This window comes from Cognatiluteimonas sedimenti (assembly GCF_022808325.1).
GTDB classification, from domain to species: domain Bacteria; phylum Pseudomonadota; class Gammaproteobacteria; order Xanthomonadales; family Xanthomonadaceae; genus Cognatiluteimonas; species Cognatiluteimonas sedimenti.
Window position 1 is genome coordinate 493,794 of the sequence record NZ_JALGCL010000002.1, and the last position, 18,351, is coordinate 512,144.

At 68.7% G+C, this 18,351-nt stretch carries 15 protein-coding genes and 7 tRNA genes; 18 read left to right on the forward strand and 4 right to left on the reverse strand.

Annotation, left to right across the window (positions count from 1 at the left end; genetic code table 11):
• Positions 1-111: 111 nt before the first annotated feature.
• Entirely contained in the window at positions 112-1,704 is a 1,593-nt protein-coding gene (locus MQC88_RS09025; RefSeq protein ID WP_243321225.1) for a M48 family metalloprotease, read from the reverse strand.
• A 174-nt stretch (positions 1,705-1,878) separates the two neighbouring features.
• Between MQC88_RS09025 and grxC the strand changes: the two genes are divergently transcribed.
• The 16 genes from grxC (at position 1,879) to MQC88_RS09105 (ending at position 14,219) form a co-directional block, all read left to right on the forward strand.
• Positions 1,879-2,175 (forward strand): glutaredoxin 3, encoded by a 297-nt coding sequence (gene grxC, locus MQC88_RS09030; protein ID WP_243321227.1) that lies wholly within the window; start codon positions 1,879-1,881, stop codon positions 2,173-2,175.
• The gene (locus MQC88_RS09035) at positions 2,172-2,564 is read left to right on the forward strand and encodes a carboxymuconolactone decarboxylase family protein (protein WP_243321229.1); all 393 of its coding nucleotides are present in this window, start codon (positions 2,172-2,174) and stop codon (positions 2,562-2,564) included. The genes grxC and MQC88_RS09035 overlap by 4 nt, the downstream gene beginning before the upstream one ends.
• A gap of 122 nt (positions 2,565-2,686) precedes the next feature.
• Positions 2,687-3,694: an isocitrate dehydrogenase gene (locus tag MQC88_RS09040; RefSeq protein WP_243321231.1), complete on the forward strand. Its 1,008-nt coding sequence runs from the start codon at positions 2,687-2,689 to the stop codon at positions 3,692-3,694.
• Positions 3,695-3,810: 116 nt separating this feature from the next.
• A tRNA-Pro gene (locus MQC88_RS09045) sits at positions 3,811-3,887 on the forward strand.
• 40 nt (positions 3,888-3,927) lie between these two features.
• Positions 3,928-4,004, forward strand: a tRNA-Arg gene (locus MQC88_RS09050).
• Positions 4,005-4,019: 15 nt separating this feature from the next.
• A tRNA-His gene (locus tag MQC88_RS09055) sits at positions 4,020-4,096 on the forward strand.
• Between the two features lie 27 nt (positions 4,097-4,123).
• A tRNA-Lys gene (locus tag MQC88_RS09060) sits at positions 4,124-4,199 on the forward strand.
• A 534-nt stretch (positions 4,200-4,733) separates the two neighbouring features.
• Positions 4,734-4,818: transfer RNA gene (locus MQC88_RS09065), tRNA-Leu, on the forward strand.
• A 221-nt stretch (positions 4,819-5,039) separates the two neighbouring features.
• Entirely contained in the window at positions 5,040-6,356 is a 1,317-nt protein-coding gene (gene tig, locus MQC88_RS09070; protein ID WP_243321233.1) for a trigger factor, read from the forward strand.
• Positions 6,357-6,391: 35 nt separating this feature from the next.
• Entirely contained in the window at positions 6,392-7,018 is a 627-nt protein-coding gene (gene clpP / locus MQC88_RS09075; protein ID WP_243321235.1) for an ATP-dependent Clp endopeptidase proteolytic subunit ClpP, read from the forward strand.
• A 138-nt stretch (positions 7,019-7,156) separates the two neighbouring features.
• Positions 7,157-8,446, forward strand: a complete 1,290-nt coding sequence (gene clpX, locus MQC88_RS09080; RefSeq protein ID WP_243321237.1) for an ATP-dependent Clp protease ATP-binding subunit ClpX — start codon at positions 7,157-7,159, stop codon at positions 8,444-8,446.
• A 228-nt stretch (positions 8,447-8,674) separates the two neighbouring features.
• Complete coding sequence (lon, locus tag MQC88_RS09085) at positions 8,675-11,113, forward strand: endopeptidase La (protein ID WP_256451763.1); 2,439 nt, start codon at positions 8,675-8,677, stop codon at positions 11,111-11,113.
• 230 nt (positions 11,114-11,343) lie between these two features.
• Complete coding sequence (locus MQC88_RS09090) at positions 11,344-11,616, forward strand: HU family DNA-binding protein (RefSeq protein ID WP_243321329.1); 273 nt, start codon at positions 11,344-11,346, stop codon at positions 11,614-11,616.
• A 227-nt stretch (positions 11,617-11,843) separates the two neighbouring features.
• Positions 11,844-11,918 (forward strand) — tRNA-Val (locus tag MQC88_RS09095).
• Positions 11,919-11,990: 72 nt separating this feature from the next.
• Positions 11,991-12,067: transfer RNA gene (locus tag MQC88_RS09100), tRNA-Asp, on the forward strand.
• Positions 12,068-12,242: 175 nt separating this feature from the next.
• Positions 12,243-14,219: a SurA N-terminal domain-containing protein gene (locus tag MQC88_RS09105; RefSeq protein ID WP_243321239.1), complete on the forward strand. Its 1,977-nt coding sequence runs from the start codon at positions 12,243-12,245 to the stop codon at positions 14,217-14,219.
• Positions 14,220-14,302: 83 nt separating this feature from the next.
• Here MQC88_RS09105 and MQC88_RS09110 read toward each other — a convergent pair whose 3' ends face one another.
• The 3 genes from MQC88_RS09110 to gloB form a co-directional block, all read right to left on the reverse strand.
• Positions 14,303-15,091: an enoyl-ACP reductase FabI gene (locus tag MQC88_RS09110; RefSeq protein WP_243321241.1), complete on the reverse strand. Its 789-nt coding sequence runs from the start codon at positions 15,089-15,091 to the stop codon at positions 14,303-14,305.
• 69 nt (positions 15,092-15,160) lie between these two features.
• Positions 15,161-16,399: a lytic transglycosylase domain-containing protein gene (locus tag MQC88_RS09115; protein ID WP_243321243.1), complete on the reverse strand. Its 1,239-nt coding sequence runs from the start codon at positions 16,397-16,399 to the stop codon at positions 15,161-15,163.
• Entirely contained in the window at positions 16,396-17,172 is a 777-nt protein-coding gene (gloB, locus tag MQC88_RS09120; RefSeq protein WP_243321244.1) for a hydroxyacylglutathione hydrolase, read from the reverse strand. The genes MQC88_RS09115 and gloB overlap by 4 nt, the downstream gene beginning before the upstream one ends.
• A gap of 45 nt (positions 17,173-17,217) precedes the next feature.
• On the opposite strand from gloB, the gene MQC88_RS09125 reads away from it, so the two are divergent.
• On the forward strand, positions 17,218-17,874 hold the full coding sequence (locus MQC88_RS09125) for a methyltransferase domain-containing protein (RefSeq protein ID WP_243321246.1): 657 nt from the start codon (positions 17,218-17,220) through the stop codon (positions 17,872-17,874).
• A complete protein-coding gene (gene rnhA, locus MQC88_RS09130; RefSeq protein WP_243321248.1) occupies positions 17,871-18,350 on the forward strand; it encodes a ribonuclease HI in 480 nt (159 codons plus the stop codon). Before MQC88_RS09125 ends, rnhA begins: the two co-directional genes overlap by 4 nt.
• The last annotated feature ends 1 nt before the right edge of the window (position 18,351 follow it).

Sequence of the window (18,351 nt, forward strand, 5' to 3'; positions counted from 1 at the left end):
GCGATTGAAACGACAAGCCCCGCGTTGCAGGGGAGGTCGGGCGCCCGCGCCCTGGGCTCCCGTGGACCTCCCGGCCCTAATCCAGAAGATGCGGGAACCCGGCCTGCACTGCTACCGCCGATCCAGGTCCTCGTCGCGGATGCCCTGGCGGCGCAGTTCCAGCACCGTCGGGGTGATGGCCGCGATCCGCGCGTCGATGCGGGCGCGGGCGTAGTAGTCGACGTCGTCGCGCTTCTTCAGGATGTTGAGCTGCACCAACGCCTGTTCCGGGCGGCCGTTGAGGTAGGCGGCCTCGGCATAGGCTTCGCCGGCGCGGACCGGGTCCCCGGCGATCTCGCTGGCGCGGGCGAAGGTCTGCTGGAACACCGGATCTTCCGTGGCGCTGCCCAACAGCGGCCGCAGCAGCGCCTGCGCGCGCTTGCCCGCGGCCGGGGTATTGCGCTCGGCGAGCATCCCCGCATGGGTCAATGCCACCGCCCGGTTGTTCGGCATGCGCGCCGACAATGCGTCGAAGCGCGCATCGGCGGCGGCGGTCTTGCCCGAGCGCGCCTCGGCCTGGGCCAGCGCCAAAGCCAGCCACACGTCGCCGGGATGCGCCGCCAGCAGCGGTTCCAGTTCGGCAGCAGCCTCGCCCGCATGGCCGTCAAGGTAGTGCGCCAGCGCCAGCCCGTAGCGCTGCGCATCGTCCAGCTTGCCGGCGCGGGCAATGCGGTCGTATTCGCGCACCGCGGCCGCGGGGGTGTCGGCGCTGAGCACGCGCATGCGCTCGTGCGCCCACGGGAACTGCCCGCTGGCGCCGCCCGCGCCCGCGCTTGCGGCAATCCGCAGCGAGGCTGGCAGCAACGGATTGTCGCTGGCGACGGCGCTGGGCACGAACGGCCGCTCCTCCCCGGCCATCTGCCGGGCGCGGTCGCGCGCCTCGCTGATGCGGGTGGTCGTCACCGGATGGGTCTGCAGGTAGTCGGGCGTGCCCTCGCGGCTGCCATCGAGGTTGCTGCGCACCACGGACTGCAACTGCGCGAAGAAGCCCGCCATCGCCGCCGGGTCGTAGCCGGCGCGGGCCAGGGTGCGGATGCCGATGCGGTCGGCCTCGGATTCGTTGCCCCGGGTGTAGTCGATCTGCCGCTGCGCCATCAGCCCCTGGGCCGACATCACCGCCGCCATCATCGCGTCGTCGCTCGAGTTCCCGCCGCTGCTCTGCGCCACGGCGATGGCGCCCAGCATCGCCAGCAGGATCGGGATGCTGTCGCGCTGTGCGCGTTCCACCGCGCGCAGCACGTGCGACTGGGTGACGTGGGCAATTTCGTGCGACATCACCGCGGCCACCTCGTCCTCGCTGTCGGCGGCGAGGACCAGCCCGGCGTTGACCGCAATGTATCCGCCCAGGGTGGCGAAGGCGTTGATGTCGCGCTGGCGCAGCAGGAAAAAGGTGAAGCGCTGCTTGGGATTGTCGCTGGAGGCGCCAAGGCGCTCGCCGATGGCCTGCAGCCACCCGCCCAGCAGGGGATCGTCGAGGGTGTAGCCGTAATTGCGCAGCTGGCTCAGCATCATCGCGCCGTACTGCTCCTGCTGCGCCGGCGACAGTACCCCGGCGGCCGAGGAGCCGATGTCCGGCAAACGGGTGTCCTGCGCGGCCCCTGCGGCAGGCAGCAGCACGGCGGCGATGGCGAGCGTCAGGACGGCGGCGGCGTTGGCGGGGCGCATGGGAACTCGGCAGGGAAAGCAGCGAATGCAGGAGGATGCCGGGCAGTGCCCGGGCCGGAGTGAACCCGCGGTTAATCCGCGATGCCCCGATATTGCCGGCAGGCGACTGGAAAAGCACGGCGGCCGTACCCATATTGGACCCTCCCGCTAGCAGCAAGTTTCCGGAGAATTTCCTTGAGCGAGCAGTCCGGCGCGGCCAGCGCCAATACGCCGAAGATCACCCTGTACACGTCGGCGATGTGCGGCTACTGCGTGGCCGCGAAGAATTTCCTCAAGAGCCGGGGCCTGGCCTGGGACGAGATCCGGGTCGACCTGGAGCCAGGCGAGCGCGACCGCATGGTCGCCCGTGCCCGTCGCACCAGCGTGCCGCAGATCTTCGTCGGCGAAACCCACGTCGGTGGCTACGACGACCTGATGGCGCTGCACCGCGCCGGCAAGCTCGAGCCGTTGCTCGCGGGCGAGGCGGCATGAGCACGGGCGGCGACGACGATCGCATCGCCCAGTTCACCGCGTTCCGCCAGCGGATGAACGAGCGCATCCTGGCCGAACCCAACCAGGTGGTTCGGCGGTTCTTCGCGCTCGACACCCAGGCCTACCAGGCCGGCGCGCTGGACGTGAAGACCAAGGAACTGCTCGGCCTGGTCGCCTCGCTGGTGCTGCGCTGCGACGACTGCATCAGCTACCACGTCGCCCAGTGCAAGGAAGCCGGCGTGAACCGGGACGAGATGTTCGAGGCGTTCTCGGTCGGGCTGGTGGTGGGCGGTTCGATCGTGATTCCGCACCTGCGCCGCGCGGTCGATTTCCTGGATCGGCTGGAGTCCGGCGCGGCCGGGCCCACGGCGGCGCACGACCACGGCTGACCCGAACCGGGCGGTCGCAGCGCCCCCTGGACCTGCAGCGAGCGCCTGCTTCCGGCATAATTCCGCGGCTCACACACGGCGCCGTACGGCTGGTACCGCGCCCACCAGTTCGGAAACCCCCAATGACCCAGACGATCACGGTCATCCGCGGCGACGGTATCGGCCCGGAGATCATGGATGCCACCCTGCACGTGCTCGACGCGATGGACGTCGGCCTGCAATACGAATTCGCGGACGCAGGCCTCGTGGCGCTGGAAACGACCGGCGAGCTGCTGCCGGCCGCGACCATGGACTCGATCCGCCGCAACCGGGTCGCGCTGAAGAGCCCGCTGACCACGCCGGTCGGTGGCGGCTTCTCCTCGATCAACGTCGAGCTGCGCAAGCGCTTCGACCTGTACGCCAACGTGCGTCCGGCCAAGTCGTTCCCCAACACCAGGTCGCGCTTCCCATCGGGGGTGGACCTGATCACGGTGCGCGAGAATACCGAGGGTGCCTACAGCGCCGAGGGCCAGGAGCTTTCGCCCGACGGCGACACCGCGACCTCGATCACCAAGACTACCCGCCGCGGCTCCGAGCGCATCGTCCGCTACGCCTTCGACCTGGCGCGCCGCACCGGCCGCAAGCAGGTCACGGTGGTGCACAAGGCCAACATCCTGAAGTCGACCTCGGGGCTGTTCTTGAAGGTCGCGCGCGAGGTCGCCGCGCAGTACCCGGACATCCAGTGCAACGAGCTGATCGTCGACAACTGCTGCATGCAACTGGTGATGCGGCCGGAGCAGTTCGACATCATCGTCACCACCAACCTGTTCGGCGACATCATTTCCGACCTGTGCGCGGGGCTGGTGGGCGGCCTCGGGCTGGCCCCGGGCGCCAACATCGGTACCGACGCGGCGATCTTCGAGGCGGTGCATGGCACCGCGCCGGACATCGCCGGGCAGGGCAAGGCCAATCCCTGTGCCTTGCTGCTGGGCGCGGCGCAGATGCTCGACCATCTCGGGCTGCCGGAGAAGGCCACGCGCCTGCGCGAGGCCATCGTCGCCACACTGGAAGCGAAGGACTCGCTGACCCCCGACCTGGGCGGCAGCGGCAACACCCAGGCCTTCGCCAAGGCGATCGCCAGCCGCGTCTGAATGCCGCGGCTGCCGGCGTGCCTGCGCGTTGACAGCGCCGGCGACGCTCCGGACAATGGCCGGCCTTTCGTGGCGTTGGCGCGTGCGGAAGTCCAGGGTTCGGCCGGCCACAATGGCGGGGTATAGCGCAGTCTGGTAGCGCGCCTGCTTTGGGAGCAGGATGTCGGGGGTTCGAATCCCTCTACCCCGACCACCGCCTGCAGGCCAGGGCATCGATGCGACAATCCGGCCGGGCGCCCGTAGCTCAACCGGATAGAGCACCGGCCTTCTAAGCCGGCGGTTGCAGGTTCGAGTCCTGCCGGGCGCGCCACGCAGTGCTGATTTGGTGGGTGTAGCTCAGCTGGTTAGAGCACCGGATTGTGATTCCGGGGGTCGTGGGTTCAAATCCCATCATCCACCCCAAATTCGGATTTGCTACAATTTTCCCGCGGGCCGTTAGCTCAGTTGGTAGAGCAGTTGACTCTTAATCAATAGGTCCAAGGTTCGAATCCTTGACGGCCCACCATCCGCGAAACGCCCGGCCCCGCGCCGGGCGTTTTTTTTTGCGGACGGTCCCGTGGGAGAAGCAGGTGGCCCGCCATTCGCGGGACACGCCGCGAGTACGTCCATGTAGGCTCATCGGCGACATCCATGTCGCCGAAGGTCCCGCGAATGGCGGGCCACCTGCTTCTCCCAGACGAGCCGGCGCTTGAAGGGAAAAAAGCAGCCAGACCCCCCGAATCTCCAAGCTCGCGTAGTCGCCGCCCGGCGGGCTGGGGTGCGGAGAGTGGACCATGGATGGTCCACGACCGGACTTAGAGACAGGATGTCGTCAGGAAGGCGCAGCACCCCCGGCCCGCCGGGCGGCGACTCCCCCCCGAAGCTCGTTCCCGCAATGATCGCTGGCCAGTCCTCTGACCCGAAGACAGGATGTCGTCGGGAGGGCGCAGCACACCGCCCGTCGGGCGGCGACCGTGTCCGAGGCCGAGTTTCGATCCCGGCGGAAGGAGGGGCAGATTCGTGCGCCATGGCGGGCGGCGGCCTTAGAATCGCGGCCAGCGCGAAAGTGGCGGAATTGGTAGACGCCCTGGTTTTAGGTACCAGTGCCGCAAGGCGTGGGGGTTCGAGTCCCCCCTTTCGCACCACCCCAGGCGGAAATCCGCGGGGCAGGCCCCAGCGAGCGCTTGCGGACGCCGTGGCCCGGATCTGCGTCCACGATTCGCGCCAGCGGCGCTGGCGGCAGGCCGCCAAATCAGCGAAACTACCGCGTTCCGCCGCCTTCCGGTGCGTGCTCATGCCGCGCCGGGACGGCCCGACAAGTCAACGCAACGTGCCGTGGCCCCCGGCCGCGGTTGCAGGAGTGGGTATGCCAGCTTCAGATACGCAGGTCTCGGTCGAATCCGTCGGTAACCTCGAGCGTCGCATGACCCTCCGCCTCCCGGCCGAGCGGCTGGAAACCCAGGTCGGCGGCCGCCTGCGCGAGATCGCCAGGACCGCCCGGATCAAGGGCTTCCGCCCCGGCAAGGTGCCGACCAAGGTGGTCGAGCAGCGCTATGGCGAGCAGGTCCGTGCCGAGGTGCTGGACGGCCTGCTGCGCGAAGGCTTCGACGAAGCCGTGCGCGACAACGCGCTGCGGATCGCCGGCAACCCGCGGATCGAGCCCGCCGCCGCCGATGGCGGCGAAGGCGACCTGTCGTACGTGGCGACGTTCGAGCTGGTGCCGGACTTCGGCGACGTCGATGTCGCCAAGCTGCAGGTGGTGCGCGCCACGGCCGAAGTGACCGATGCCGACATCGACCGCATGATCGAGAACCTGCGCCTGCAGCGCCGCAGCTGGAGCGCGGTCACGCGCCCGGCGAAGGAAGGCGACGCCGTCGACGTCCAGACCTGGTCGCAGGCCGGCGACGAGCGCCTGCCCGCCGAAGGCGTGGAGCACGGCGTGGACGTGATCGGTTCCGGCGCGATGCTGCCGGAGATCGAGACCGCGCTGGCGGGAATGAGCGCCGGCGAAAAGAAGGCCATCGAGGTCACCTTCCCCGAGCAGTGGCGGGTGCCGCAGCTGGCCGGCAAGACCGTGCAGGTGCACCTGAAGGCCGAGCAGGTCTCCGAGCCGGTGATGCCCGAGGTCGACCCGGCGTTCATCCGCAGCTTCGGGGTGAAGAGCGGGGAGATGGCGCAGTTCCGCACCGAGATCCGCAGCAACCTGGAGCGCGAGCTCAAGGGCGCGCTGATGAACCGCCTGCGGCGCGAGGTGGGCGAGCAGCTGGCCGCCGCCTATGCCGGGGTCGAGCTGCCACCGCGCCTTGTCGAGAACGAAGCCCGCTCCATGGCCCAGCAGGCGCTGCAGCAGGCACGCCAGCAGGGCCAGCAGGTTGCGCTGCCGGAAAACGCCCACGAGACGTTCATGGAACCCGCGCGCAAGCGCGTGCTGGTCGCGTTGCTGGTGGGCGAGGTCGCGCGCCGCAACGAGCTGCGCCTGGACCCCAAGCGCCTGAACGAACTGCTGCGCCTGATCGCCTCGACCTACGAGGAGCCGCAGCAGGTCATTGAGTTGTACCGCAACGACCCCCAGTTGATGGCGGGACTGCAGTCGCGGGCCATGGAAGAGCAGGTAATCGACTGGATCGCCGAACGCGCGCAGCACACCGAGCAGTCGCTATCCTTCCAGGAAGCCATCGGCTGAGGCCGGCGGCTCCCGCCGACGAGACAAGGGAATCCATGAGCAACGAGACGAAGGCCCTTAACCTGGTGCCGATGGTGGTCGAGCAGACCAGCCGCGGCGAGCGCGCGTACGACATCTATTCGCGGCTGCTGAAGGAGCGGGTGATCTTCCTGGTCGGCGGCATCGATGACCACGTCGCCAACGTGATCGTCGCGCAGATGCTGTTCCTCGAGGCCGAGAACCCCGAGAAGGACATCAGCCTGTACATCAACTCGCCCGGCGGCATCGTCACCGCGGGCATGGCGATCTACGACACCATGCAGTTCATCAAGCCCGACGTGAGCACGATCTGCGTCGGCCAGGCGGCGAGCATGGGCGCGCTGCTGCTGGCGTCCGGCGCCAAGGGCAAGCGCTACGCGCTGCCCAACTCGCGGGTGATGATCCACCAGCCGCTGGGCGGCTTCCAGGGCCAGGCCACGGACATCGAGATCCACGCCCGCGAGATCCTGTCGATGAAGCAGCGGCTCAACGAGATCCTGTCCAATCACACCGGGCAGGCGCTGGACACCATCGCCCGCGACACCGAACGCGACAACTTCAAGAGCGCCGAGGCCTCGCGCGAATACGGCCTGATCGACCAGGTGCTGGAGCGGCGCCCGGAAGACTCGATCCAGCCGGCGTGACGGCCATCTCCACGCTCCGGAAGTTGCGCGCAAGACACTGATCAAAAACACTTTTCATGGCGCACAACGGGTCCGGCAGCGATGCCGGGCCCCTGTGCTATTCTCGGGCCGCAACCGCGGCTGCAGCAGGTGTGGGGAATGAGCGAAGACCGTCAGGGCCGATCCGGCGACAGCAGCAAGATTCTGTATTGCTCGTTCTGCGGCAAGAGCCAGCACGAGGTCCGCAAGCTGATTGCGGGCCCGAGCGTGTTCATCTGCGACGAATGCGTCGAGCTTTGCAACGACATCATCCGCGAGGAGCTCGAGGAGAAGGCGCAGTCGGCGCGCAGTTCGCTGCCCAAGCCGCGGGAAATCCTGGAAGTCCTCGACCAGTACGTGATCGGCCAGGCGCGCGCGAAAAAGACGCTTGCCGTGGCCGTGTACAACCACTACAAGCGGATCGAGAGCCGGCAGAAGAACGACGACGTCGAGCTCGCCAAATCCAACATCCTGCTGGTCGGCCCGACCGGTTCGGGCAAGACGCTGCTGGCCGAGACCCTGGCGCGGATGCTCAACGTGCCGTTCACCATGGCCGACGCGACCACGCTGACGGAAGCCGGCTACGTCGGCGAGGACGTCGAGAACATCATCCAGAAGCTGCTGCAGAAGTGCGACTACGACGTCGAGAAGGCGCAGCAGGGCATCGTCTACATCGACGAGATCGACAAGATCTCGCGCAAGAGCGAGAACCCGTCGATCACCCGCGACGTGTCGGGCGAGGGCGTGCAGCAGGCGCTGCTGAAGCTGATCGAGGGCACCGTCGCCAGCGTGCCGCCGCAGGGCGGACGCAAGCACCCGCAGCAGGAGTTCCTGCAGGTCGACACCCGCAACATCCTGTTCATCGTCGGCGGCGCTTTCGCCGGCCTCGACAAGATCATCCAGCAGCGCAGCACCGATGCCAGCGGGATCGGTTTCGGCGCCAAGCTCAAGAGTTCCGAGCGCAAGGCGGAGGTCGGCAAGGTGCTGGCCGAGGTCGAGCCCGAGGACCTGATCAAGTTCGGCCTGATCCCCGAGTTCGTCGGCCGCCTGCCGGTGGTCGCCACGCTCGAGGAGCTGGACGAGGATGCGCTGGTCAAGATCCTGACCGAGCCGCGCAACGCGATCAGCAAGCAGTTCCGGAAGCTGTTCGACATGGAGGGCGTGGAGCTGGAGTTCCGCCCCGATGCCCTGGCCGCGATCGCGCGCAAGGCGCTCAAGCGCAAGACCGGCGCCCGCGGCCTGCGCACCATCGTCGAATCGGTGCTGCTGGACACCATGTACGACCTGCCTTCGCTGGAGAACGTCAGCAAGGTGGTGGTGGACGAGTCGGTGATCGAGCACAAGTCCGATCCCTACCTGATCTACCAGACCCCGCCGGCCGCTCCCAAGGCCGCCGCCAGCGGCGAATAGCCCGAGGCCGCCGGACCTGCCGGAGCCCCCGGTTCCGGGGACAAGTGCCTGATTCCAAAGCGCCCGCACGCCGCCATCGGTCCCCGATGGCGGCGTGCGCTTGCATCCGTTTCGCGCCAGCCCCATAACCGTGGACATCGGCGCGTTGCGCCGCCTTGATCGCCTGGCCGGTATCGTCCGTCCAGCCGTCACCGATGCCTGCCAGGCCGCCCCCCATCCGGAGCCCCCATGACCGACCGCCCTGAAACCACAGCCCTGCCGGTGTTGCCGTTGCGCGACGTGGTGGTGTTCCCGCACATGGTGATCCCGCTGTTCGTCGGCCGCGACAAGTCGATCCGGGCGCTCGAGATGGCCATGGAAGCCGACAAGCGGATCGCGCTGCTGGCGCAGAAGTCCGCGGAGACCGACGACCCCGGCGCCGACGACCTGTACGCGATCGGCACCCTGGCAACGGTGTTGCAGCTGCTCAAGCTGCCCGACGGCACGATCAAGGTGCTGGTCGAGGGTGTCGACCGCGTGCGCGTGGATGGCATCGTCGAGCGCGACGGCACCCTGACCGGCCACGCCGCCGTGATCGAGTCGACCGATTCGCGCGAACCGCGCGAGATCGACGCGGTCGCGCGCTCGCTGATGACCCTGTTCGAGCAGTACGTCAAGAGCAACCGCAAGCTGCCGCCGGAACTGCTGCAGACCTTGTCGGGAATCGAGGAACCGAGCCGCCTGGCCGACACGATCGCCGCCCACCTGGGCGTGCGCCTGGCCGACAAGCAGCGGCTGCTGGAGACCATCGACACCTTCGGCCGGCTCGAACTGCTGGTCGGCTTCGTCGACGGCGAGATCGACGTCCAGCAGATGGAGAAGCGCATCCGCGGCCGCGTGAAATCGCAGATGGAGAAGTCGCAGCGCGAGTACTACCTCAACGAACAGATGAAGGCGATCCAGAAGGAGCTCGGCGAAATCGACGAGGCGCCGAACGACCTCGACGAGCTTGCGCGCAAGATCGCCGAGGCCGGCATGCCCAAGGCGGTCGAGGCCAAGGCCAAGGCCGAGTTCAACAAGCTCAAGCAGATGTCGCCGATGTCGGCCGAGGCCGCGGTGGTGCGCAACTACCTGGATTGGCTGCTGGGCGTGCCGTGGAAGAAGCGCAGCAAGATCCGCAAGGACCTCAAGGCGGCGCAGGACGTGCTCGACGCCGACCACTACGGCCTGGAGAAGGTCAAGGAACGCATCCTCGAGTACCTCGCGGTGCAGACGCGGGTGAGCAAGATGAAGGGTGCGATCCTGTGCCTGGTCGGCCCGCCGGGCGTGGGCAAGACCTCGCTCGGCCAGTCGATCGCCAAGGCCACCAACCGCAAGTTCGTGCGCATGTCGCTGGGCGGGGTGCGCGACGAGGCCGAGATCCGCGGCCATCGCCGCACCTACGTCGGTTCGATGCCCGGCCGGATCGTGCAGAACCTCAACAAGGCCGGCACCAGGAACCCGCTGTTCATGCTTGACGAGATCGACAAGATGTCGATGGACTTCCGCGGCGATCCGTCGTCGGCACTGCTGGAAGTGCTGGACCCGGAACAGAACCACGCGTTCAACGACCACTACCTGGAGGTCGACCTGGACCTGTCGGAAGTGATGTTCGTGGCGACTTCCAATTCGCTGAACATCCCCGGCCCGCTGCTGGACCGCATGGAAGTCATCCGCATCCCCGGCTACACCGAGGACGAGAAGATCAACATCGCCATGCGCTACCTGGTGCCCAAGCAGATGAAGGCGAACGGGCTCAAGGCCAGCGAGCTGAAGATCGCCGAGAGCGCGATCCAGGACATCGTGCGCTACTACACGCGCGAGTCCGGCGTGCGCAACCTCGAGCGCGAAGTCGCCAAGATCTGCCGCAAGGTGGTGAAGGAGATCGCGCTGAAGGGCCCGCAGGCGGCCGAGACCAAGGCGAGGGCGGCCAAGGCGCTCGCCGTCACCTCCAAGAACCTCGACAAGTACCTGGGCGTGCAGCGCTTCGACTTCGGCCGCGCCGAAGCGGAGAACGAAGTCGGCCTGGTCACCGGGCTGGCCTGGACCGAGGTCGGCGGCGAACTGCTGCAGGTCGAATCCACGCTGGTGCCCGGCAAGGGCCAGCTGATCCTCACCGGCCAGCTTGGCGACGTGATGAAGGAATCGGCGTCGGCCGCATTGAGCGTGGTGCGCGCGCGCACCGAGCGGCTCGGCATCGACCTGGATTTCCTCGCCAAGCAGGACGTGCACCTGCACGTCCCCGAGGGCGCGACGCCGAAGGATGGCCCCAGTGCCGGCATTGCCATGGCGACCGCGCTGGTGTCGACGCTGACCAAGATCCCGGTGCGCGCGGAGGTGGCGATGACCGGCGAGATCACCCTGCGCGGACGCGTGCTGCCCATCGGTGGACTCAAGGAGAAACTGCTCGCGGCGATGCGCGGCGGCATCCGTACCGTGATCATCCCCGAGGAGAATCGCAAGGACCTGGTCGACATCCCCAAGTCCGTCAGCCAGCAGATGAAGATCGTGCCGGTGCGCTGGATCGACGAGGTGCTCGACCTTGCGCTGGAGCGCCCGCTGACGCCACGGCAGTCGGCCGGTGCATTGCCGGAGGGGGCCGCGCACGAGCCGGACAAGGCCGTCGTGCAGGCGGATGTCAAGCACTGAGTGCGTTGCGCATTGCCCCGGAAACGATGACCGTGGATCGCTGGAACCCGCGCCACGGCTGGTTTTCCGTGTTGCGCGGCAAAAATCCGACTGGTATAACGAACGCAACCGCGACGCGCGGCATGCGCCGCATCGTGGCATCATCGATCGGGAGGGCCTGCGCAATGCCGCAGCGGGGAACCCCGGTTACCACATCCAGCGGTCGAACGATCCGCACAGGGAGTCAATCAATGAACAAAGCCGATTTCATCGAAGCCGTGGCCGACGCCGCCGAACTGTCCAAGGCCGATGCCGGTCGCGCGGTCGATGCGATGATCGCTTCCATCACCAAGGCGTTGAAGAAGGGCGACACCGTCACGCTCGTCGGTTTCGGCACCTTCGACGTGCGCAAGCGCGGCGCCCGTACCGGTCGCAATCCGCGTACCGGCGAAGAGATCAAGATCGCGGCTTCGAAGAATCCTGCGTTCAAGGCCGGCAAGGCGCTGAAGGATGCGGTGAACTGATCCACGCGCGGAACATGATGCGAGAGCCCGGCCGCGAGCCGGGCTTTTTTTTGCCCTCGTGAAGGGCCGCGAGGCATCCCCGGCTTCCTTCCTCCCCGCCAGGCCGGGAGCGGTCGGCCAGGGCGTGGTGCCCTGGGTGCCCGCGTCCTCCTGCTGCTTGCGCCATGCTCCCCAACGGCAGGGAGGGTGAACGTTGCCCGGGGTGCGACGCGCTATCATTTTGCGGCGGGTGCTTAGCTCAGCGGTAGAGCGTCTCCTTTACACGGAGAGGGTCGGGGGTTCGATCCCCTCAGCACCCACCAGCCGGGCGAAACCGGTCCCCGGGTTCGCGGTTGCGAAGACGTGGGGGCCTCTGTATCATCCCCCGGCTCAGCGGAGTGGTAGTTCAGTCGGTTAGAATGCTGGCCTGTCACGCCGGAGGTCGCGGGTTCGAGTCCCGTCCACTCCGCCATTTGTTTTCCAGGAACCCCGCAGCGATGCGGGGTTTTTGTTGTCGGCCGCTTGCGCGGCCGCTGCTGCCGGCGCCGGCGACGCGTGGCGAGCGGGAACCGTCCGATTGGCCGCCCGCCGTGCCCGCCCGGCATTGCGGTTAAACTGCGCGGCTACGCCCAACCGCAAGCCGACCGATGCTGCAGAAACTCCGCGAAAAGACCTCCGGCTGGATCGCAGGCGTGATCCTCGGCCTGCTGACGATTCCGTTCGCCTTCTTCGGCATGGAGCAGTACCTGTTCCAGCACAACGACACCTACGCGGCCAAGATCGAGGCGCCGCCGAAGTGGTGGCCGGCCGCCCCGGGCTGGTGGCCGGCGACGATGCTGTGGCAGCGCGAGGAAATCGATGCCGAGGAGTTCCGCAACACGTTCGAGCGCGAACGCCAGCAACAGCGCGCCAGCCAGGGCGAGCAGTTCGATGCCCGCGAGTTCGAGAAGGCCGACAACAAGCGCAGGATCCTGGATGACATGGTCGACCGCCGGGTATTGCGGATGATGGCCGGGCGCGCCGGCATCGTCGTGGGCGACGCGCAGGTGCGCAACGAGATCCAGTCCATTCCCGCATTCCAGGTGGACGGCAAGTTCAACCCGCAGCAATACCAGCTCACGCTCGCTGCGCAGGTGCCGCAACGCAGCCCGCGCCAGTTCGAGCAGGTAGTGCGCGAAGACCTGCAGCAGACGCTGATCCCGAGCCAGTTGCTGGAATCCGCCTTCGTCACCCCGGCCGAGGTCGAGCGCCTGCTGCGCCTGATCGGCGAGAAGCGCGACGTCTCGTTCGTGGTGCTGCCGCCGCCTGCCGCCGACACCGGCGCGGTTTCGGCGGCGGAAATCCAGCGCTGGTATGACAGCCATGGAAGCGACTACCGCGCGCCGGAGACGGTGACGCTGGAATACGTCGACATCGACGGCAGCCAGTTGCCGGCCCCGGCGGCCGCGGACGACAACGTCCTGCGCCAACGCTACGAGCAGGAGAAGAACCGCTACAGCCAGTCCGAGGAACGCTTGGCCTCGCACATCCTGGTCAAGGTCGATGCCGGCGCCGACGCCGCGACGCAGAAGGCCGCGCAGGCGAAGGCGGAACGGATCGCGGCGCAGGCGAGGCAGCCGGGTGCCGACTTCGCCGCGCTCGCCCGCGCCGACTCCGATGACGCAGGTTCCAAGGCCGCTGGCGGCGACCTGGGTTGGGTCGGCAAGGAAATGATGGCCAAGCCATTCGAGGACGCGTTGTTCGCGATGCAGCCCGGCGAGGTGCGTGGCCCGGTCAAGACCGAGTTCGGCTGGCACGTGATCCAGCTGCGCGAGGTCAAGGCCGGCTCGCAGGTTCCCTTCGAGCAGGTTCGCGAGCAACTGGCCAAGGAACAGGCCGAAGCCGACCGCGAGCGCGTGTTCAACGACCTCACCGGCAAGCTGGTCGACCAGGTCTACAAGAATCCGACCACGCTGGCGCCCGCGGCGCGCGCCGCGAACCTGCCGGTGCTCAAGGCCGGGCCGATCGCCCGCGGCAGCGGTACCGGCGTCCTCGCCAACGCCGCGGTGCAGCGCGCGGCGTTCTCCGAGACCCTGATCCAGGACGGAACCGTCAGCGATCCGATCGAGATCGCGCCCGGGCATAGCGTGCTGATCCGGGTGGTGGCGCACGAGCAGGCGCGCGCGCTGCCGCTGGCCAAGGTCAGCGGCCAGGTGATCGCCGCGATCCGCGCCGATCGCGCCAACCGGGCCGCGGTGGCGGCCGCGGATGCGATGGTCGCCGAAGTGCGCGGCGGCAAGCCGCTGGCCGAAGTCGCGGCCGCCCGGCAACTGGCGACCAGCGATGTCCCGGGCTTGCCGCGCGGCGCGCCGGTGCCCGACGCCAAGGCCAACCAGGCCTTGTTCGAGGTGCCGGCCCCGGCCGCGGGCAAAGTCGCGCCCGGCAGGGTGGTGCTGGACGACGGCCGCATCGTGGTGTTCGCCGTGAGCAAGGTCATCCCCGGCGATCCGAAGGAGGCCACGCCGCAACAGCGCGCGACGCTGCAGCAGCAGCTGGCGCAAATGGCCGGCAACGACGACGCGCGCGCGCTGGTCAAGTCGCTGCGCAAGCGGATGCAGATCACGGTTGCCGAGAGCCGGCTGTAGGCGGCGGGGTCGCTGGTCCCGGCCACGCAAAAAGCCCGGCATCCGCCGGGCTTTTTCGTTTGCATCGTCGGTGCCGTTGGCGCTTAGTCGATCCCGGTCATCCCGACGATGCTGAAGCCGGCATCGACATAGGTGACTTCGCCGGTGATGCCGGCGGCCAGGTCCGAACACAGGAACGCGGCAGCGTTGCCGACATCCTCGATGGTGACGTTGCGGCGCAGGGGCGCCGCGGCTTCGAACTGCGACAGCATCTTGCGGAAGTTGCCCACGCCCGACGCGGCCAGGGTCTTGATCGGCCCGGCCGAGATCGCGTTGACGCGGGTGCCCTCGGGCCCCAGGTTCAGCGCCAGGTAGCGCACGGTGGATTCCAGGCTGGCCTTGGCCACGCCCATCACGTTGTAGTTCTGCAGCGCACGGATCGCGCCGAGGTAGCTCAAGGTCAGGATCGCGCCGTTGCGGCCCTTCATCTGCGGCCGCGCGGCCTTGGCCAGCGCAGCCAGCGAATACGCCGAGATGTCCTGGGCGATGGCGAAGTTCTCGCGGGTGATGCCATCCAGGAAGTCGCCGCCGATCGCCTCGCGCGGCGCGTAGGCGATGCAGTGCACGAGGATGTCGAAGCCTTCGGGCCAATGCTTGCCAAGTTCGGCGAAACAGGCGTCGATCTGCGCGTCGTCGGCGACGTCCAGCGGCAGCACGATCTTCGAACCGTACTCCGCGGCGGCGTCCTCGACCCGCGACTTGAGCTTGTCGTTCTGATAGGTCAGCGCCAGCTCGGCGCCTTGCCGGTGCATCGCCTCTGCGATGCCGTTGGCGATCGAACGCTGGCTGGCGATGCCGGTGACCAGTGCGCGCTTGCCCTGCAGGAATCCCATGGTGTCGTCCGTTCTGCGATACAGGCCGATAGTGTGCCTGCGCGCGGCCTTGCGGGCTACTTACCCCGCCTACTTGCCGGCCGCTGGCGTGGCCTGGCCCAGCGCATCGGTGGCCGCAGGCGCACCTTCGTCCAGTACCAGCACCATGCCCGGGCGCAGCACGCTGCGCGCCGTCAGCCCGTTGCGGGCGAGCAGCTGCGGGGTGCCGAGGCCATGGCGGTGGGCGATGCTCCATGCCGATTCGCCTCGGGCCACGACGTGGGTGCGAGGCTGGGGGGATTGGCCGGCGTCCGCGTCCGCGGCCGCCGCACCGACCGGCGCGATCGTGATCCCGTCGCCATCACCAGTGACCTGGAGCGGCGCCACCGCGGCGCCTACGGCAACGTCGGTGGCTGCGTCGGCTGCGGTCGGCAGCGCCGGCACCAGCATGCGCTGGGCGCGGTCGGCGCGGGCGATGCGACCCCCGGCGAAGGCGGGATTGAGGCGACGCACGGTTGCCGGGTCGCGGCCATGCGCGCGCGCCCAGCCATCGATGCTGCGGGCATCCGGCGGCAGCACCACTGCTTCGAGCAGCGGCACCGGCCGGTCCAGCGAGTGCAGCCACTGCTCGCGGTCGTCGGCGCGATCGAGCAGGCACGACAGCGCGTGCAGCTTGCGCACGTAGGCGCGGGTGATCCCGGACAGGCTGGAGAGTTTCTCCGGATCGGCGCTGCGCGCGACCTGGCCGCTGCGCCTGAGCGCGCCGAACACGCGGTATTCGCCGGCGTTGTAGGCCATCACCGCCAGGCGCCAGTCCCCGGCGAACATGCCATGCAGGGTCTTGAGGTAGCGCACCGCGGCGGCGGTCGAATCCACCGGCGACAGGCGGCCGTCGTAGCCGTTGCGGATCGGCACGTGGTGGTTGCGCGCGGTGACCTTGATCATCTGCCACATCCCGGCCGGGCCGCCGCGGCTGCGCGCGCCGGGCTTGTAGCCGCTTTCCACGAACGGGATCAGCGCGTATTCGGTCGGCAGGCTGGCGGCGCGCAGGGCGTCGACGACGTAGCCGAACAGCGCCAGCACGTCGTCATCGTGCTGGGTCATGCGTTGCGGCGCGGCGGCGAAGTGCTTGCGCCAGCGCGGGCTGCTGCTGTCCTTGCCGCAATCGGGATCGGCCAGGCCCTCGCGGAAACGGTCGTAGATCTCGCGACCACTGCGGGTGGCAGGCGTGGACGGCGCTTCGGCCTGCGGCTGTTCCGCGGCACGGGCAGGCAGGGCCGATGCAGCCAGCAATGCCAGCAGCGCGCAGGCCGTCGCCGGCCACCTCACGCGCGGAACCCGTCTTTCCAGCGCCGCAATGCGGCAAAGGTGTCGACCCTGTCGAGCGGGCCGCGCCCGAGCCTGGTGGCCACGGCCGCGCGCACTGCGGCTTCGTCCACGCGCAGGAAGGGATTGGCCGCGCGTTCGTCGGCGATCGTGCTGGGCAGGGTGGCGCGTCCGTCCTGGCGCATGGCGGTGGCGTCCTCGGTGCGGCGGCGCAGGGCCGGGTTGTCGGGTTCGACCATGCCCGCGAAGGCGGCGTTGGCCAGGGTGTATTCGTGCCCGCAGCACACCAGGGTGTCGCCGGGCAGGGCGGCGAGCCGGTCGAGCGACTCCAGCATCTGCGCCGGCGTGCCCTCGAAGAGCCGGCCGCAGCCGAGACTGAAGAGGGTGTCGCCGCAAAACAAGTGGCCATGGCCGGAAAATGCGATGTGGCTCACGGTATGGCCCGGCACCGCCAGCACTTCGAAGCGCCAGTCGCCGTGCCGGACCGTATCGCCGTCGCCGACGCGCTGGCAGGGCAGGTCAATGCGCGCATCGTCCGGCGCGAACATCGGCAATCGCGGCCAGTGCCGCAGCAGTTCGGCTGCGCCGCCGATGTGGTCGGGGTGGTGGTGCGTGAGCAGCACCACGGTGGGGCGCAGGCCCTGCGCCGCGGCGGCCAGCACCGGTGCGGCCTGGCCCGGATCCACGATGATCGCACCGGAAGTGGCGGGGTCGTCCGCGTTCTCCAGCGCCCAGATGTAATTGTCGGCGAATGCGGGCAGCGGCTGCAGGCGCATCGGCACAGGTCCGGGCCGCGGGACGGGCCGTTTAGAATGCCGACCATGCCCCTGCCTTCCACACCCGGTCAACCCGACAGCCCCGGCGGCTGGTTCTCCACGGCGGCAGGGCAGGCCCTGCTGGAAAGCGAAGCCGCCAGTGTCCACGATGCACTGGCCGAACGCCCCGCGCAGGCCTGGTTGTGGCTGGCGCCGGTTGCCGTGCCCGCGGACGCGCCTGCCGGCCACGGCCTGCGACTGCGGGCGCTGGCGAGCGGTTGGCAGGGCGCCGTCCGCTGCGCCTTGCCGTTGCCACTGGCCAATGAATCGGTGGCGACGGTGGTGGTGCAGCACGTGACCCGTGGTGCCGAGCACGGCACCGCGCTGTTGTCCGAATGCGCCCGCGTGCTGGTGCCCGGCGGCCGCTTGTGGCTGTTCGCGCTGAACCCGATTTCCCCCTATCGCTGGCGCTGGAACGGCTACGGCCTGCGCGCTTCCGAACCGATGCCGTGGCGGCGCCGCCTGCGTGCGGCCGGGATGCATCCGGACGCCGTATCGCAGGGCCTGGGCCCGCGCTGGCGGATCGAGCCCGACCCGCGGCTGCAGCATGGCCCGGGCCTGCGCGCGGCGTGGCTGCTGCGCGCCGAAAAGCGCGCGATTCCGCTGACGGCTGTGCGTACGCGCGCGCCGCTGCGGATCGGCGGCGGGGTCCCGGCCGCATGACGTCCGCAGGCAGCCGGCCCGGCGCCGGCAAGCAGGTCCAGGTCCACACCGATGGCGCCTGCCTCGGCAATCCGGGGCCTGGTGGCTGGGCGGCGCTGTTGCGCTACCGCGACAAGGAACGCGAACTGGCCGGCGGCGAAGCGCTGACCACCAACAACCGGATGGAGCTGATGGCCGCGATCGTCGCGCTGGAAACCCTCAGCGAAGCCTGCGCCATCACCCTGCACACGGACTCCCAGTACGTGCGCCAGGGCATCACCGAATGGATGCCCAACTGGCTGCGCCGCAACTGGAAGACCGCCGGCGGCGACCCGGTCAAGAACCGCGACCTGTGGGAGCGCCTGCACGCCGCCTGCGGCCGCCATCGTATCGACTGGCGCTGGGTCAAGGGCCACAGTGGCGACCCCGACAACGAACGCGTCGACCAGCTCGCGCGCGCCGAAGCCATCAGGTTCAAGGAGAACACCCGCGCATGAG

What these genes read in the sequence shown, in the direction of transcription:
- MQC88_RS09090 (WP_243321329.1), top strand. Translation starts at nt 11,344, where the DNA reads ATGAACAAAGCCGATTTCATCGAAGCCGTGGCCGACGCCGCCGAACTG.
- MQC88_RS09105 (WP_243321239.1), top strand. Translation starts at nt 12,243, where the DNA reads ATGCTGCAGAAACTCCGCGAAAAGACCTCCGGCTGGATCGCAGGCGTG.
- lon (WP_256451763.1), top strand. Translation starts at nt 8,675, where the DNA reads ATGACCGACCGCCCTGAAACCACAGCCCTGCCGGTGTTGCCGTTGCGC.
- clpX (WP_243321237.1), top strand. Translation starts at nt 7,157, where the DNA reads ATGAGCGAAGACCGTCAGGGCCGATCCGGCGACAGCAGCAAGATTCTG.
- tig (WP_243321233.1), top strand. Translation starts at nt 5,040, where the DNA reads ATGCCAGCTTCAGATACGCAGGTCTCGGTCGAATCCGTCGGTAACCTC.
- rnhA (WP_243321248.1), top strand. Translation starts at nt 17,871, where the DNA reads ATGACGTCCGCAGGCAGCCGGCCCGGCGCCGGCAAGCAGGTCCAGGTC.
- MQC88_RS09040 (WP_243321231.1), top strand. Translation starts at nt 2,687, where the DNA reads ATGACCCAGACGATCACGGTCATCCGCGGCGACGGTATCGGCCCGGAG.
- gloB (WP_243321244.1), bottom strand. Translation starts at nt 17,172, where the DNA reads ATGCGCCTGCAGCCGCTGCCCGCATTCGCCGACAATTACATCTGGGCG.
- clpP (WP_243321235.1), top strand. Translation starts at nt 6,392, where the DNA reads ATGAGCAACGAGACGAAGGCCCTTAACCTGGTGCCGATGGTGGTCGAG.
- MQC88_RS09110 (WP_243321241.1), bottom strand. Translation starts at nt 15,091, where the DNA reads ATGGGATTCCTGCAGGGCAAGCGCGCACTGGTCACCGGCATCGCCAGC.
- MQC88_RS09035 (WP_243321229.1), top strand. Translation starts at nt 2,172, where the DNA reads ATGAGCACGGGCGGCGACGACGATCGCATCGCCCAGTTCACCGCGTTC.
- MQC88_RS09125 (WP_243321246.1), top strand. Translation starts at nt 17,218, where the DNA reads ATGCCCCTGCCTTCCACACCCGGTCAACCCGACAGCCCCGGCGGCTGG.
- MQC88_RS09025 (WP_243321225.1), bottom strand. Translation starts at nt 1,704, where the DNA reads ATGCGCCCCGCCAACGCCGCCGCCGTCCTGACGCTCGCCATCGCCGCC.